Source organism: Bosea sp. OAE506 (genome assembly GCF_040546595.1).
Classification (GTDB): domain Bacteria; phylum Pseudomonadota; class Alphaproteobacteria; order Rhizobiales; family Beijerinckiaceae; genus Allobosea.
Genome location: NZ_JBEPOB010000001.1, coordinates 1,095,188 through 1,110,985 on the forward strand (window position 1 = coordinate 1,095,188; position 15,798 = coordinate 1,110,985).

The 15,798-nt window shown below is 69.6% G+C and carries 13 protein-coding genes and 1 tRNA gene; 4 read left to right on the forward strand and 10 right to left on the reverse strand.

Annotated elements, in window-relative coordinates; genetic code table 11:
- Window positions 1-511: 511 nt before the first annotated feature.
- A tRNA-Arg gene (locus ABIE41_RS05295) sits at window positions 512-588 on the reverse strand.
- A 28-nt stretch (window positions 589-616) separates the two neighbouring features.
- On the opposite strand from ABIE41_RS05295, the gene ABIE41_RS05300 reads away from it, so the two are divergent.
- The 3 genes from ABIE41_RS05300 to ABIE41_RS05310 all read left to right on the forward strand — a co-directional run bounded on the left by ABIE41_RS05300 (window position 617) and on the right by ABIE41_RS05310 (window position 3,897).
- Window positions 617-1,417, forward strand: coding sequence for a hypothetical protein (locus ABIE41_RS05300; RefSeq protein WP_192644818.1), 801 nt, complete (start codon window positions 617-619; stop codon window positions 1,415-1,417).
- Between the two features lie 45 nt (window positions 1,418-1,462).
- Complete coding sequence (locus ABIE41_RS05305) at window positions 1,463-2,902, forward strand: M48 family metalloprotease (protein ID WP_354191788.1); 1,440 nt, start codon at window positions 1,463-1,465, stop codon at window positions 2,900-2,902.
- A 125-nt stretch (window positions 2,903-3,027) separates the two neighbouring features.
- A complete protein-coding gene (locus ABIE41_RS05310; RefSeq protein WP_192644820.1) occupies window positions 3,028-3,897 on the forward strand; it encodes a dienelactone hydrolase family protein in 870 nt (289 codons plus the stop codon).
- A gap of 181 nt (window positions 3,898-4,078) precedes the next feature.
- On the opposite strand, the gene ABIE41_RS05315 is transcribed toward ABIE41_RS05310, so the two are convergent.
- From ABIE41_RS05315 to ABIE41_RS05345, 7 genes are all read right to left on the reverse strand, one after another.
- Window positions 4,079-4,681 carry a CarD family transcriptional regulator gene (locus tag ABIE41_RS05315; protein ID WP_192644821.1) on the reverse strand — a complete coding sequence of 201 codons (603 nt, stop codon included), beginning with the start codon at window positions 4,679-4,681 and terminating at the stop codon, window positions 4,079-4,081.
- Between the two features lie 385 nt (window positions 4,682-5,066).
- On the reverse strand, window positions 5,067-5,405 hold the full coding sequence (gene fdxA, locus ABIE41_RS05320) for a ferredoxin FdxA (RefSeq protein ID WP_192644822.1): 339 nt from the start codon (window positions 5,403-5,405) through the stop codon (window positions 5,067-5,069).
- Between the two features lie 171 nt (window positions 5,406-5,576).
- Entirely contained in the window at window positions 5,577-5,888 is a 312-nt protein-coding gene (locus ABIE41_RS05325; RefSeq protein WP_192644823.1) for an RNA-binding S4 domain-containing protein, read from the reverse strand.
- Between the two features lie 28 nt (window positions 5,889-5,916).
- Complete coding sequence (locus ABIE41_RS05330) at window positions 5,917-9,270, reverse strand: helicase-related protein (protein ID WP_354191789.1); 3,354 nt, start codon at window positions 9,268-9,270, stop codon at window positions 5,917-5,919.
- A 312-nt stretch (window positions 9,271-9,582) separates the two neighbouring features.
- Window positions 9,583-10,470 carry an alpha/beta fold hydrolase gene (locus tag ABIE41_RS05335; RefSeq protein ID WP_192644824.1) on the reverse strand — a complete coding sequence of 296 codons (888 nt, stop codon included), beginning with the start codon at window positions 10,468-10,470 and terminating at the stop codon, window positions 9,583-9,585.
- A gap of 142 nt (window positions 10,471-10,612) precedes the next feature.
- Entirely contained in the window at window positions 10,613-11,059 is a 447-nt protein-coding gene (locus tag ABIE41_RS05340) for a MerR family transcriptional regulator (protein ID WP_210321099.1), read from the reverse strand.
- Window positions 11,060-11,130: 71 nt separating this feature from the next.
- Window positions 11,131-11,682, reverse strand: a complete 552-nt coding sequence (locus ABIE41_RS05345) for a cupin domain-containing protein (RefSeq protein ID WP_326908844.1) — start codon at window positions 11,680-11,682, stop codon at window positions 11,131-11,133.
- A gap of 136 nt (window positions 11,683-11,818) precedes the next feature.
- On the opposite strand from ABIE41_RS05345, the gene aptA reads away from it, so the two are divergent.
- Window positions 11,819-13,168: an omega-aminotransferase AptA gene (gene aptA, locus ABIE41_RS05350; RefSeq protein WP_192644826.1), complete on the forward strand. Its 1,350-nt coding sequence runs from the start codon at window positions 11,819-11,821 to the stop codon at window positions 13,166-13,168.
- Window positions 13,169-13,174: 6 nt separating this feature from the next.
- On the opposite strand, the gene ABIE41_RS05355 is transcribed toward aptA, so the two are convergent.
- The gene (locus ABIE41_RS05355) at window positions 13,175-14,368 is read right to left on the reverse strand and encodes an acetate/propionate family kinase (protein ID WP_192644827.1); all 1,194 of its coding nucleotides are present in this window, start codon (window positions 14,366-14,368) and stop codon (window positions 13,175-13,177) included.
- Entirely contained in the window at window positions 14,368-15,783 is a 1,416-nt protein-coding gene (locus ABIE41_RS05360) for a bifunctional enoyl-CoA hydratase/phosphate acetyltransferase (RefSeq protein ID WP_192644828.1), read from the reverse strand. Before ABIE41_RS05360 ends, ABIE41_RS05355 begins: the two co-directional genes overlap by 1 nt.
- Window positions 15,784-15,798 lie beyond the last annotated feature (15 nt).

Sequence of the window (15,798 nt, forward strand, 5' to 3'; positions counted from 1 at the left end):
ATAGGTCGACAAAGGCTGCGAAGGGCAGGCGCCGCCGTATCTTTCGATGTCGGCGCGATCTGGGGTGACGCCGTCGCGTCCGGCCGGTGAAGACGGTCCGCGAGTGGCGCATGTCCGTCAAGCTGATGCTGCGCGAGCGCTGGATGACTGCGATTTGCCTTGCCGTGCTGAAGACCGCTTTTTGGCGAGCCGTTATCGCCGACGAGTGGCACGCCGCTGGCTGACTGCCCGAAATCGGACGGCCTGCCCAAGCGATGCACCCTACAACGGCTATGGAAGGCACGGGGCGGTAGGATCGCCGAGTGCGGCGGTCAGACCCGACTATGGCCGCTTTTGGGCCATACCGATCTCAAGCGAGTCGAACTCTACACGAAGTTGGCAAGCCGAGAGCTCCGACTGCGACAGCATGTCGAAGGCGACGATGCTGCACAGGGCGCCGCGAACGACTGGCTAATCGCGCAGCGAACCACCCTGGCGAACCATTCCGCAGACCATTTGAACAAATGCGGAATGGCGTCCCGGAAGGGATTCGAACCCCTGACCTACGGTTTAGGAAACCGTTGCTCTATCCTGCTGAGCTACCGGGACGCGCGACGATCCGTGTAGCATAATCGGCATGTCGGTGAAGCCTCTTCTTGCCGCCTTCCTGCTTCTGCCCTCGCTCGCGGCTGCTGCCGGTACGGGCGACGCCTGCGCGGAGTTGTCTCCCGACAGCCCCGTCGTTCGGCTGTCCGGCGTCGACGAGGCCGGGGATCCGGTGCTGGCCGATGGACGCCGGCTGCGGCTCGTCGGTCTGGCGCCGCGACAGGACGATGCGGAGGCGCAGCGCTTCGAGGCCGGCCTGAGACGCCGGCAGGGCCAGGATTTTGCGATCGTCCTGCTGGGCGAGGCCGATCGCTGGGGGCGCTTTCCTGCGCGGCTCTTCGAGAGCGGGGCTGTGCCGGCGCGTGGGCTCGCCGAAGCGCTGATCGCCGAGGGGGCCGCGACCGCGCTGCCGGAAGCCCGCCCGGCACGTTGCACGCCCACCCCGCCGATCGTCGCCGGTGCGGCGCGGCGCCGGCAGGCTCTAACCGCTGCGCCGCCGCCGGCGGTGCCCTCTCTCTCTCCCGGCGAGGTCGCGCTGGACAGCCATGATCTCGCCGCGCTGCGGGCGCATGAGGGGCGACTGGTGCTGCTGACCGGGCGCGTCGCCTCTGTCGCGGAGCGGGCTCAGCGCACCTATGTCAATTTCTCGCGCCGGCGTGGGGAGGCCGCCTCGATCGTGCTGTCGAAGACGCTCTGGCGCGAGCTGAAGGATGCCGGCTGGACCGCAAGCGGGCTGGGCGGTAAACGCTTGCGCGCGCGCGGCGTCCTCTCGGGGCGGGACGGCCTGCTGCTCGACGTGACGTCCTCGCTTGCTCTGGAACTGATTGACTGACGCATGCGGGCCTTCTGGCGACAGGATCGATGGCCAAGGGCCAGGATGGCCGCGCTGGCGTTGCCGGCGCTGCTGCTGCTAGGCTGCGCGGGCGACCAGAGCGTGCTGCTGCCGCCGCAGCAGGCCTCGGACGGCGAGATCGCGCCGCGGGTCAGCACACTCCAGCGCGCCTCGGAAAGCGAGCATCAGCGCCTTCTGGCGGCCTTCGGCGGCGAGTATCGCGCGCCCCGCGCCCGGGCGCTGCTCGACGAGGTGGTGCAGCGTCTCGCCAAGGCCGGCGAAGGGCGGATCGGCGCCTATGAGATCACCATCCTGAACTCGCCGGCGGTCAACGCCTTCGCGCTGCCCAATGGCCGGCTCTACGTTACCCGCGGGTTGCTGGCGCTGGCCAACGACACCTCCGAGATCGCCTCCGTCCTCGCCCATGAGATCGGGCACGTCACCGCCCAGCATGCGGTCGAGCGGGCCGAGCGCGAGCTGGAATCGGCGCTGGTCGGCCAGGTCGTGGCGCAGGTGCTCAACGATCCGCAGCAGGGCGCCGCTGTGCGCGCGGTGTCGAAGCTGTCGCTCGCCAAGTTCTCGCGCCAGCAGGAACTCGACGCAGACCAGATCAGCGTGCGCAACATCGCGCGCGCCGGCTACGATCCCTATGGCGCCGGGCGCTTCCTCGCAGCGCTCGGGCGCAACACCGCCTTCCGCAACAGCGGCCAGAACCAGAGCGCCGACGACAAGCGTCTCGATATGCTCTCCAGCCATCCGCAGACGCCCGAGCGGATCGCCGCCGTGACCGCCGGGGCCCGGCAGATCGGTGCGCCGGGGATCGGGGAGCGCGATGCCGGGCGCTGGCTCGCCGCGATTGACGGCATCGCCTATGGCGACGAGCCGCGCGACGGCATCGTGCGCGGGCGGCGCTACGTCAACAGCGCGCTGCGGATCGGCTTCACCGCGCCGGAGGGCTTCAGCCTCGAGGCGGCGCGCGACATGGTCATCGGGCTCAGCGGCAACGGCTCCCAGGCGCTGCGTTTCGACTCGGTGACGCTGAAGCCGGATCAGACGCTGCAATCCTATGTCGCCGCCGGCTGGATCGAGGGGGTCGAGACGAGCGCGATCGAGCCGCTGGAGATTGCCGGCCAGCCGGGCGTCATCGCCGTCGGCAAGGGCACGGACTGGACCTTCCGGCTGGCGGCCGTGCAGGCGGGCAACCGGGTCTACCGCTTCATCATCGCGGCCAAGGGCGGCAGCGATCCCGAGCGGCCGATGCGGTCGCTGGTGTCGAGCTTCCGGGTTCTGAGCTCGGAAGAGGCGCAGGCCGTGCGGCCCATGACCGTGCGGATCGTGACGGCCGCCGCCGGCGACACCCCTGCGACCATGGCGGCACGGATGCCGGAGCAGGAGCGGGCGCAGGAGCTCTTCATGGTGCTGAACGGCATCGAGCGCGGCGGCGCCCTCATCCCCGGCCAGCGCTACAAGATCGTCTCGGAATAGGGCCCGCAGAGCCTCCTTCACGAAGGCGCGATGCGCGGCGACGGGCCGTGACCTGCCCGCGCGAGCGGCTAAGCTGGTACGATCGGCGGCTGGGCGCATGGCCCTCGCCGCCTCGGGAGATGGCCATGGCGCTCGATCGTCGCATCGTCGAACTCTATGACGAATACACCCACAAGCCGCTCGACCGCCGGGTGTTCTTCAACCGGCTGATGGTGCTGGCCGGGTCCGCCGCGGCGGCCGAAGCCGCGCTGGCCCTGCTCGAGCCGAACTACGCCAATGCCCAGCAGATCGCGCCCGATGATAGCCGGATCGTTGCGGAGCGCCTGGAGACGAGCGTCGATGGCGTCGCGCTGAAGGGCTATCTGGTTGCGCCGAAGGCGGCCGGGCGGCGCGGCGGCGTTCTGGTCATCCACGAGAACCGCGGCCTCAACCCGCATATCGAGGATGTGACGCGGCGGATGGCGCTGGCGGGCTTCACCGCGCTCGGCCTCGATTTCCTGACGCCGCTGGGCGGGACGCCGAAGGATCCTGACGAGGCGCGCGCGCTGTTCCCGAAGCTTGCGGCCGAGGATGTGCTGCGCCAGGGCCGTGCGGCGCTGAAGCTTCTGGCCGCCCGGCCGGATGCGACGGGCAAGACCGGCGCAGTCGGCTTCTGCTGGGGCGGCGGCGTCGTCAACGATCTCGCGGTCTCGGTGCCGGAGCTCGCGGCCGGCGTCGTATTCTACGGTCGCTCGCCCGACCTCGCGAAGGTGCCGCAGATCAAGGCGCGGTTGCTGATCCAGCATGCGGCGCGCGATACGCGCCTTGTCCAGCAGTTGCCGGACTATGAGGCGGCGCTGAAGACGGCCGGCATCCGGCACGAGGTCATCGTCTATCCGGACGTCGACCACGCCTTCCTGAACGATACCAGCGCCGAGCGCTACAACGCAGCCGCGGCGAAGCAGGCCTGGGACAAGGCGGTCGCTTTTTTGGCGGCGGAGACGGGGGCGGCGTAAGCGCGTTCCAGCCCTCGGAGCCTCTCTGCCAGCGCTCCGGACGGGATCCCGGATCTCCGCTTCGCTGCGTCCGGGATGACCTGCGTTTTTCGATGAGTGTGGAGGCAGCAGGCCAGCCGACATGAAAAAACCCGGCGGTCGCCCGCCGGGTTGTCTTCGTTTCGAACAGGAGCGCGCCTGATCAGGCGGCCTCTTCCTGCATGTCGTCGTTGTCGCCCTCGACATCGCCCTCGGCGGCTTCCACCACCTCGCCCTTGGCCGGGCGGCGGGGCGACTTGGCGAGCTGACCCTCGATCTTCTTCAGAGCCTCGGTCTCGGTGACGTCGTCGACGACCGCGATCTCGCGGGTCATGCGGTCGACGGCAGCCTCGTAGAGCTGACGCTCGGAGTAGGACTGCTCCGGCTGGGCCTCGGAGCGGTAGAGGTCGCGCACGACCTCGGCAATCGCGACGAGATCGCCCGAATTGATCTTCGCCTCATATTCCTGGGCGCGGCGCGACCACATGGTGCGCTTGACGCGGGCGCGGCCGGTCAGCGTGGTCAGCGCCTTGGTGACGCTCTCGGCATCGGCGAGCTTGCGCAGGCCGACGCTGGCCGCCTTGGCGGTGGGGACGCGCAACGTCATCTTGTCCTTGGCGAAGCTGACGACGAACAATTCCAGCTTGAAGCCCGCGACTTCCTGCTCCTCGATCGCCGTGATCTGGCCGACACCATGGGACGGATAGACGACGAATTCGCCCGTCTTGAAACCCTGGCGCACGACAGCTTTCTTCACCGTGGACATGCCGTTAAGACTCCTGACCGGACCGCTGGACGCGGGCTCGCGATGCTCAATCTCCGGCCGACCGACCGGAAACACTCTGCCTGGGACACGGGTTTGCACCCTCGGCCCACGCTCCCTCAGCCGGTCGTTTCTGATAGGCCGCCGAGACAAAGACAGGGGAAGCTCCGGCAAAGACGCCGGCGGCTCTCATCATCTCTGACTAGGGGGCGCCCCGTTTGTGAAAAACCTCGCAGGGGCATGCGGAACGAATGCGACTGGTCCTATGATGTAGCATAAAAAACACGCCGAATCAAAGGTAAACGCAAGCCCGGCGCAAGCCTCGCGCGAACAGCGGCCCTGTGGTTAACGCCATGCGGCGGTCAGAAGGCCCGGGTCGCGGGCGCGTTCAGTCGCCCTCGCCGGGGTTCGGCGAGAAATGCGCATCGAGCTTGCCGGCGACGCCGTCGAACGCCTTGGCGTCGGCCGGCGCATCCTTCTTCTGGGTGATGTTGGGCCAGCTCGTGGCGTATTTCGAGTTCAGCTGCAGCCAACTTTCCAGACCCGGCTCGGTATCGGGCTTGATCGCCTCGGCCGGACATTCCGGCTCGCAGACGCCGCAATCGATGCATTCGTCCGGATGGATGACGAGCATGTTCTCGCCTTCATAGAAGCAATCGACCGGACAGACCTCGACGCAGTCCATGTACTTGCACTTGATGCAGTTCTCGGTGACCACATAGGTCATGTCGCAGGTCCTTCCCGTCTCCCAGCGCTGCCCATAAAGCGCTCAAACCCGTCCGGTTCAAGACCGTTTCGGTCATAACCGGGAGCAGGACCTTCTCTTTTCGCCCGGTCCGGCCGTCGGGCGCCCCGCGGAGCCGATGCGGGGATCGTTTGTGTACAAACGATTTTCGTTTTACCCGCCGTCATCGTCTCCGGCAAGCGGCGCATCGCCGCGCCCGGCTTCGTCGAGGCGCTCATAGAGCAATCTCGCCTGCTCGAAGGCCCCGCGCCGTTCGCCGAGCCCCTGCAGCCGCACCACCACGGTGGCGTGCGGCAAGGCGAGGGTGAGGACATCGCCGAGCTTCAGCCCCTGGGCGGGATTGAGAATCCGGCGACCGTCGAGGCGGACATGCCCGTCCTCGACCAGCCGCACCGCGGTAGAACGCGTCTTTGCGAAGCGCGCGAACCAGAGCCACTTGTCGAGCCTTTGGCGGTCCTCGCGCATCGGTTCTCAGCGACTGTCCGGCATCGCGCTAGCTCTTGCGGCCTTCCATCTGGGCCTTGAGAGCCGCCAGCTTGGCGAAGGGCGAATCCGGATCGGGCTCGCGATCGGCCGGGCGCGGCCGTGGCGGCTGCTGGAAGCGCTCGCCGCCGCGGTCGTCGCGGCGCGGGCCGCCGCCACCGGGGCGCCCGTCGCGCTTGAAATCGGGCCTCGGGCCGCGGCCCTGTTCCGGCCGGCCGCCGCCCTCCGGGCGCTGGCCATCCGGCCGCGGGCCGCGCTGGCCCTGGCGGTTGCGCTCGTCGCGGCGCGGCTCGCGCTCGGGGCGCGGCGTCGCAGCCGCGGCTTCGCCGGACGCGGCCTGGGCGGGGGCGGGTGCATCGCCCTCGCGGCGCGGACCGCCCGGGCGGGGACCACGGTTTGGCCGGTCGCCACGGCGTCCACCGGGCTGGCGCTCGCCGGGCGCACCCTCGCGGGCGCCGCGCGCCGGCTCGGGGCGGCGGCCGCCCTGATGGCGGTGCGGGCGCCAGACCTCGATCATCTCGGGTTCGGCCGGCGTGGCCGGAATGGCGGCCGGCGCCTCGGCAGACGCGGTTTCGGGCTCCGCGACCTGTTCCGCCTCGGTGGCGGGCATGGCCGAGAGCAGGTCGGCCGGCACGGGCTCGGCGGCCGGCTCCAGCTCCTGCGCCGTCAGGATGGGTGCGTCGGGCGTCTCGGCTGCCGGAGCGTCCTGGGGAACGGCCTCCGTCGCCGCCTCGGCCAGCTCGGCCAGCTCGGCCGCAGCGGCGGGGGCTTCGCCCTCGGCGGGCTCGCCGGAAGCCGACACCTCGCCGGCTTCGACGGGCGCTTCGGTTGCAGCCTCGGCCGGCGCGGCTTCGGCAATCGCGGGCTTGGCCGGGGCGGCGGCGAGCGGCACGGTGATGGCGGGACCCGCGCGCTTGACCGAGACATAGCCGAGCGAACGCAGGATCGAGGCGAAGTCCTCGCCGGCGCAGCCGACGAGCGAGGTCATCGCGCCGGTGACGACGAAGCCGTCCTGATCCGCCGATCCAGTGGGCGGGACGCCTTGCGTCACGCCGGGGCGATAGGCGATCGCCGGTCGGATCAGATCCGCCAGGCGCTCCAGGATGTCGACGCGCACGGCCCGCTCGCCGCAGACGCGGTAGCCGGCGGCGCGATAGAGACCCTTCGGCACCGCCTTGTCGACCGGGAAGGAGGTTCGGCCCGAGGCGGCGAGATGGGCGATGTCGTCCAGCCCCGACAATTCGGGACCGCCATGCTTGAGCGCCCAGAGCTGAGCGGCGAGGGCGCGCGGTGCGGGCTTGAGCAGAGCAGGCAGATAGAGATGAAAGGCGCCGAAGCGGAGGCCGAGCTGGCGCAGCGCGGCGCGGCCCTCCTGGTCGAGGGCCTTCATTTCCTCGCCGACCTTGGCGCGTTCGAGCACGCCGAGCGACTCGGCCGCCTGATAGGCAATGCCGCGGGCGATGCCGGTGAGCGTCGAGGCGTCCTCGAGCAGCTGCAGCGCACCGAGCAGGCGGGTGATGTGGTTCTTGAGCCAGAGCTGAAGCCGCGCCTCGACCTGCTCTCGGGCTTGACCCGCGAGATGCTCCTCGACGAGCAGGCGCAGCCGCGGCTCGATCGCCTTCTCGCCGGCGACGAGGCGGGCGACCGGCTCGCCGATCCAGCGCAGCAACCCGTCATGCGACAGCACGAAGGCATCGTCCCCGGCGAGGACGACGCGCGCGGCGCGCGCCTCGATCTCGCTCGCCAGCGCCTTCAGGGCGGCCAGGTTCAAGGCCTTCGCCTCCGGCCCGCCGGCCTTCGGGTCCGCCGTAAAGCGGAAGCCCTGAAGCATTCCGACGTGCTGGCCCTCGACGAGCACGTCGCCCGTCGTGGTGACCTCAGCCTCCAACATCGCATTCTCCCGCAAACGGCGCAGCAGCACGCTGGTGCGCCGGTCGACAAATCGGCTGGCCAGACGCTCATGCAGAGCGTCCGAGAGCTTGTCCTCTACAAGACGCGCAACCCCCTGCCAATGCTCCGGGTCGGGCAACCAGTCCGGACGGTTGGCGACGAAGGTCCAGGTGCGGACCTGAGCGATGCGGGCGGAGAGCGTGTCGATCTCGCCATCGGTGCGGTCCAGCGCTGAAAGCTGGGTGCGATACCAGTCGATATCGAGCCGTCCATGGCGCATCAGGCGCAGATAAAGGGTGGTGGCGAGGTCGGCATGCTGCTGCGGCGCGATCTTGCGATAATCGGGAAGGCCGCAGACCTCCCAGAGCCGTTCGACCGCCGGCCGGCCCTGTGCCAGCGCCTTGATGTCGGGATCGCGCGCCAGAATTTCGAGCGTGTTCATGTCCTCGGCGATCAGCGCGCGCGTCAGTCCGGGCTCGGTCGGCTGCAGGTTCAGGCTGTCCAGCAGCTGAGCGACCGAGCGAAAATCGAGATCGGTGTTGCGCCACTGGAGCTGCCGCACCGGCTCGAAGCGGTGATTCTCGATCGCGTCGACGAGATCGGCCTCGAAGGGCGGGCAGCGGCCCGAGGTTCCGAAGGTGCCGTCGCGCAGATGGCGGCCGGCGCGCCCGGCGATCTGGCCGAATTCGGCCGGATGCAGCTTCCGGAAATGGTGGCCGTCATATTTCTTGTCTGCGGCGAAGGCGATGTGGTCGACATCGAGGTTGAGCCCCATGCCGATCGCGTCGGTGGCGACGAGGTAGTCGACGTCGCCGGACTGGTAGATCTCGACCTGGGCGTTGCGGGTGCGTGGGCTGAGCGCGCCGAGCACGACCGCCGCGCCGCCCTTCTGCCGGCGGATCAGCTCGGCGATGGCGTAGACCTCCTCGACCGAGAAGGCGACGATGGCCGAGCGCGGCGCCAACCGTGTGATCTTGCGGTCGCCGGCGAACATCAGGTTCGACAGGCGCGGCCGCGTCACCACATTCACGCCGGGAATGAGCTGCTCGATCACCGGCTTCATCGTGCCGGCGCCGATCAGCATGGTCTCGGCGCGGCCGCGCCGGTTGAGCAGGCGGTCGGTGAAGACATGGCCGCGATCGAGATCGGCCGCGAGCTGGATCTCGTCGATGGCAACGAAATCGACCGCGAGGTCGCGCGGCATCGCCTCGACGGTGCAGACCCAGAAACGCGGACGGACCGGCTTGATCTTCTCCTCGCCGGTAACGAGCGCCACCGCCTCGACCCCCGCCTTCTCGACGACGCGCTGGTAGACCTCGCGGGCCAGCAGCCGCAGCGGCAGGCCGATCATGCCCGTCGGATGAGCGACCATCCGCTCGATGGCGAGATGGGTCTTGCCCGTATTGGTCGGGCCGAGCACGGCGGTGACGCCGTGGGCGCGGGCCGAGGGAGGCAGGGAGCGTGGAGGGAGCAAGGCCGACGCCGATCGTGGTGAGTGCCGGGCCGGGGCAGCGCCTCCCGGAGGGCGCCGCTGCGGCCCGGAGCCAGCGGTAAACTAGAAAGCGGAACGAGTCCCGAACGAAGCGGGCCCGAATCGCTGACTCCCAGAGAATCGGGATTTGTTCTCGCGACCGGCGGTTCGCGCCGCGGCGCTCCATCCGGGGCGGGGTCGGTGTCTCGGCATCGCCTGTCCTCCGGTGGTCGCGCGCAGGACGCCCGTCATCCGCCGCAGAGCCTATCTAGGCATGCTTCGCGAGGAAACGAGGGCCGGCTGCGCGAGCGGCGCTCAGCCGAACACCTCCGCGACGATCTCCGCCGCCTCGTCGGGCGCCTCGACATGCACGAAATGCCCGGCCGTTTCGCAGAAGCTGACCTGCGCGTCATCGAAATGCTCGGGCACGAAGGCGGCCCATTCCGACTTCAGGACGGGGTCATGGCGGCCCCAATGCACCCGCGTCGGCTGGTGGATGCGGACCGAAGGGGTGGGGTGGCCGTCGATTGCCGCCAGCCGGGCGGCGTTCTGGCTGCGATACCAGTCGAAGCTGCCGCGCAGATTGCCGGGCTTCATGAAGTTGTCGATCCAGAGCTCCAGCGCCGGATCGAACGCATCCTTGCGGTGGCACCAATGCGTGAGGAAATGTGAGAAATACAGCGCGCAGGACTGGCGGCTGAGACCGACCAGGGCCTCCGCCAGCGGCAATTGCTGGAAGGACTGGTACCAGACCTCGTTGACATGGCCGTCATGGACCCAGCGCCCGGCGATGCTCTGGGTCGGGCAGTTGAAGAAGAGCAGCCGCTCGACGAGCTGGGGGTGGCGCCGCGCCATCGCCTGGGCGGCATAGGCGCCGACGTCGTGGCCGACCACGCCGACCGATTCCAGGCCGAGCGCGCCGACCAGCGAGGCCATGTCGTCGGCATGGCTGTTGGCGCCGACATCGCTGCGCGGCGCGGCTGACTTGGCGCTGTCGCCGAAGCCGCGCAGATCCGGCGCGATCAGCCGGAAGTCGCGATGCAGCCGGTTCATCAGCGGCAGCCAGGTCGCCCAGAACTCCGGCCAGCCATGCAGGAGCAGGACAGGACACCCGGAACCGATCTCGGCGACGTGCAGCGTCGTGTCGCGCACCGCGATCTGGCGATGCCGCAGACCGGGCGGCGTGGCGAAGTCGCTGGACATGGGGGCTCCCGAGTGGTTCCGCCGAAGGCTAGCGTTCGAGAGGCTCGCGCCGCAATGCCCGCGCGGGTCGCAGGCGGTCGGGATGACGCTTCTCCACAGGCTGCGCGGCGTGCGCCGCCCGGGCGTCGCGGCCGCCGCAGCGTCAATGCGCGGCGTGACTGCAGCGGCCGTGGTCGGCGAGCGCCTCGATGATCGCGCAGTCGCAGGCGGCGACGCCACCGGAGCAGGTCGCGGCGATGCGCTCCAGCTCGGCCTCCAGCGAGCGCAGCCGCGCGATCTTGTGGCGGACCTCGTCGCGATGCGCGACCGCGATCGCATGGGCCTCGTCGCAGGCCATCGCGGGATTGTCGGAGAGCCTGAGCAGGGCGCGGATCGCCTCGACGGCGAAGCCGAGATCGCGCGCATGCTTGATGAAGGCTAGGCGCTCGACGTGGCGCCGGCCATAGCGGCGCTGGTTGCCCTCCGAGCGCTCGGGCGGCGGCAGCAGGCCAACCTGCTCGTAATAGCGGATCGTCTCCACCTTGACGCCGGTGCGCTCGGCGAGCGCGCCGATCGGCATCACGCGCTCGGCGGTGGTCGCGGTGGGCATAGGCTGCTCCAAAGCTCTAGTCTCTAGAGCTCAAGGTGGGCGCGGGACGCGTCGCGGTCAAGCATCGGGGGTCAGAAGGAGGGCGGCGTGCAGGCGCTTACGACCTCGCAGGCAATCGGCCCGACGCAGCGGAAACGGTGCGGCCGGCGGCTTTCAAAATAATAGGCGTCGCCGGGGCCCAGAATGCGCCGTTCATCGTCGACCGAAACCTCGAGCCGGCCGGTGAGAACGATGCCGCCCTCCTCGCCGTCATGCGAGAGGGGCACGCGGCCGGTGTCGGTGCCGGGCTCATAGCGCTCCTTGAGGATCTGCAGGGCGCGGCCGAACAGGTTCTCGCCGATCTGGCGGTAAGAGATGCCGCCCTTGCCGATCTCGACCAGTTCGTCGGCGCGGTAGAAGGCCTGGCGCGGTCGATCCGGCTCCAAAGCAAAGAATTCGGACAGGCCGATCGGGATGCCGTCGAGAATGCGCTTCAGCGCACCGACGGACGGGTTCACGCCGTTGGATTCGATCAGCGAGATCGTGGAATGGGTCACGCCCGCGCGCTTGGCCAGCGCGCGCTGCGAGAGGCCCTGGCGGGTGCGCAGATAGCGCAGCCGCGCGCCGATGTCGGTGTCGCTCACGGACGCCTGGTCTCCTTGGTCGATATCCGCACCATTGTGATCTTGATGACTGTAAAAACAAGAGCTTGCTGGAGAACCGAAACAGACTTGTTCGTTTCGGTCGAACGGTGCTCCCTGCCGGAAGAGGAGAGCCCCCATGACCATCGCCACACCGCCGCAGGCCCTGCAAAACGCCCGTTCGCTCGACAGCTACTGGATGCCCTTCACCGCCAACCGGCAGTTCAAGGCGGCGCCGCGGCTGCTCGCCTCGGCGCAAGGGATGCACTACGCCACCGAGGACGGGCGCAAGGTCATCGACGGCACGGCCGGGCTCTGGTGCGTCAATGCCGGCCATGGCCGCCAACAGATCACGCAGGCGGTCGAGCGCCAGCTCGCGACGCTGGATTACGCGCCCTCCTTCCAGATGGGCCACCCGATCGCGTTCGACTTCGCCGATCGGCTGGCGGCGATCGCGCCGGGCGAGGGCGCGGGCAAGCTCGACCGCATTTTCTTCACCGGCTCGGGCTCGGAATCGGTCGACACCGCCCTGAAGATCGCGATCGCCTATCAGCGCGCCATCGGCCAGGGCACGCGGACGCGGCTGATCGGGCGCGAGCGCGGCTATCACGGCGTCGGCTTCGGCGGCATCACGGTGGGCGGGCTGGTCAACAACCGCCGCGTCTTCCCGCTGCTGCCGGGCGCCGACCATCTGCGCCACACCCATGATCTGGAGCGCAACGCCTTCAGCAAGGGCCAGCCCGCGCATGGCGCCGAACTCGCCGACGATCTCGAGCGGATGGTCGCGCTGCATGGAGCGGAGACGATCGCGGCGGTGATCGTCGAGCCGATGGCGGGCTCGACCGGCGTTCTCGTGCCGCCGAAGGGCTATCTCGAGCGGCTGCGCGAGATCGCGACGCGCCACGGCATCCTGCTGATCTTCGACGAGGTCATCACCGGTTTCGGCCGGCTCGGCACGCCCTTCGCCAGCGAGTATTTCGGCGTGATGCCGGACCTGATGACGACGGCCAAGGGCATCACGAACGGCACGATCCCGATGGGCGCCGTCTTCGCTGCCCGCAAGGTCCACGACGCGCTGATGAGCGGGCCGGAGGCGACGATCGAGCTGTTCCACGGCTACACCTATTCGGGCCATCCGGTGGCCTGCGCGGCGGGGCTGGCCACGCTCGACATCTATGCCGGTGAGGGGCTGCTGACGCGGGTGACGTCGCTTGCCCCGCTCTGGGAGGAGGCGCTGCACTCGCTGCGCGACGTGCCGCATGTCATCGACATCCGCACGATCGGCCTCGTCGCCGGGATCGAGCTCGCCTCACGGCCCGGCGCCGTTGGGGCACGCGCCTATGAGGCCTTCGTCGATTGCTTCGAGAAGGGGCTTCTGATCCGCGTCACCGGAGACGTCATCGCGCTGTCGCCGCCGCTGATCTGCGAGCCCTCCCAGATCGACGAGATGGTCTCGCTGCTGCGGGCGGCGCTGGAGCGTCTGGCCTGAGCTGCGTCAGGTTGGCTCGACGAGTAGGGCGCAGGCCTCGTCGGCGATGACCTGCTCCTCGTCGGTGGCGATGACGAAGGCTTCGACGCGACTGCCGGCGGCGGAGATCGTTGCGGCATTGGCGGCGTTAGCGCTCTCGTCCAATTCCAGGCCGAGCCAGGCGAGGCGGCGGGCGATCGCCTTGCGGATGCGCGGCTGGTGCTCGCCGATGCCGGCGGTGAAGACGAGCGCATCGAGCCCGCCCAGCGTCGTCGCCAGCCGCGCCACCTCGCCAGCGATGCGGAAGGTAAAGAGGTCGAGTGCTTCCGCGGCCTCCGGCGCGTCGCTGTCGAGCAGCTCGCGGCTGTCGGCACTGATCCCTGAGACCCCGAGCAGGCCGGAGCGGCGGTAGAGCAGATCCTCCACCTGCGCGACGCTCTGCCCCATCGGGCCGAGCAGGTGCAGCAGCACGCCCGCGTCGATCGCGCCGCAGCGCGTCGCCATCGGCACGCCGTCCAGGGTCGAGAAGCCCATGCTGGTGTCGCGGCTGAGGCCGCCTTCGAGCGCGCAGAGGCTGGCGCCGCTGCCAAGATGGGCGACGACGACCTTGGCATCCGACAGGTCGGGGTGCCGGCGGGCCAGCTCGGCGGCGACGAAAGCGTAGGACAGGCCGTGGAAGCCGTAGCGCTTGATGCCCTGGTCGTGCAGCGCGCGCGGAATCGCGAAACGGCGGGCGAGATCGGACTGACTGCGGTGGAAGGCGGTGTCGAAGGACGCGGTCTGGGGCAGGCCGGGGCGCAGTCGCGCGACGGCGCGGACCAGCCTCAAGCCCTGCGGCTGATGCAGCGGCGCCAGCGGCGTCAGGGCCTCAAGCGCGGTGATGACCTCATCGTCGATCCGGACCGGTCCGGTGAAACGATCGCCGCCATGGACGATGCGGTGGCCGATGCCGGCGATGGCGTCGAGATCGACATGCCAGGAGAGGCGGCGCAGCACCTCGCTCAGCACGTCGTCGAGCTCCGCGCCGGGGCGGGCTTCGAGCGCGATGTCGAAACGGTCCGGCCCTTCCGTCAGCTGGAAGCGCAGGGGCTCGCGGCGGAAGTCGATCATGCCCTTGCCGATGCGCCGCGGGCCCTGCGGCCCGAGCGCGAAAAGGCCGAGCTTCACCGTGGAAGAACCGGCGTTGAAGGTCAGCAGGATGCGGCCGTCGTCCTTCCCCATCAGGCGCCGGCTCCCTTCGCGGGAATGCCCGGCCCGCGCCGCGCGGCGACGAGCTTGGCGAGCGCAGCCGAGGCGATGCGGGTCTTCAGCGAATCCGAGCGGCTGGTCAGGACGATCGGCACGCGCGCGCCGAGCACAAGTCCGGCCGCCTCGGCGCCAGCGAAATAGATCAGTTGCTTGGCGAGCATGTTGCCGGCTTCGAGATCGGGCACCAGCAGGATGTCGGCCTGGCCGGCAACGGGGGAGACGATGCCCTTGGTGCGGGCCGCCTCGGGGCTGATCGCATTGTCGAAGGCGAGCGGGCCGTCGACGCGGGCGCCGGTGATCTGGCCGCGCGCGGCCATCACCGTCAGGGCTGCGGCGTCGAGCGTCGCCGGCATCCGAGCGTTGACGGTCTCGACGGCGGCGAGCACGGCGACCAGCGGCTCCGCGATACCGAGCGTGTGCAGCAGGTCGATGGCGTTCTGGCAGATGTCGCGCTTCTGTTCGAGCGTCGGCAGGATGTTGATCGCGGCGTCGGTGACGATCAGCGGCTTGGGATAGGCCGGCACGCTCATCGCATAGACATGACTGATGCGCCGCTCGGTGCGCAGGCCCGAGCCGGCCGCGACCACGGCGCCGAGCAGTTCGTCGGTATGCAGGCTGCCCTTCATGAGGATCGAAACGCGGCCGGCCATGGCAAGTTCGACGCCGCGGGCGGCAGCGGCATGGCTGTGCTCGACGGGCTCGATCGGCATGCCGTCGAGCGAGACGCGAGCGGCTTCCGCAGCGGCGCGGATCTTCGCCTCCGGCCCGATCAGGATCGGCGCCAGCAGGCCTTCGTCGCGGATCTCGACGGCGGCGATGATCGCTTCCGGCGAGCAGGGATGGATCACCGCGACGCGCAGCGAAGGCAGGGCACGGGCGTCGCGCACGAAGGCGTCGTAGCGGTCGTGCCGGCGCAGCGCGACCTCGGGCCGATGCGGGCTCGGCCAGGCGACGCTGGTCTTGGGCGCGATGACGGTGGCGGTGCCGGCCAGCACCTGCGTGCCGTCCTGGTTGGTGCAGGTCGTGTCGAGCAGGACGATGCGCTTGTCCGCGCGCTTCTCGCGGACCCGGACGGTGGCGGTGATGGTGTCTCCCGGCGCCACCGGATGGCAAAACTGCAGCTCCTGGCCGAGATAGATCGTGCCCGGCCCGGGCAGGCGGGTGCCGAGCAGCGCCGAGATCAGCGCGCCGGTCCAGAGCCCATGGGCAACGACAGGGCCTAATCGCTCGCCCGCGGCGAAGCCGGCGTCGAGCCGGGCCGGGTTGAGGTCGCCCGAAACCGCGGCGAAGAGGTCGATGTCGTCGTGCCCGACGCTGCGCTGGAGCGAGGCGCTGTCGCCGACCGCCAGTTCGTCGAAAGTTCGGTTCCTGAGGATGATCTGGTTCATGGGCCCTCGGCGTCC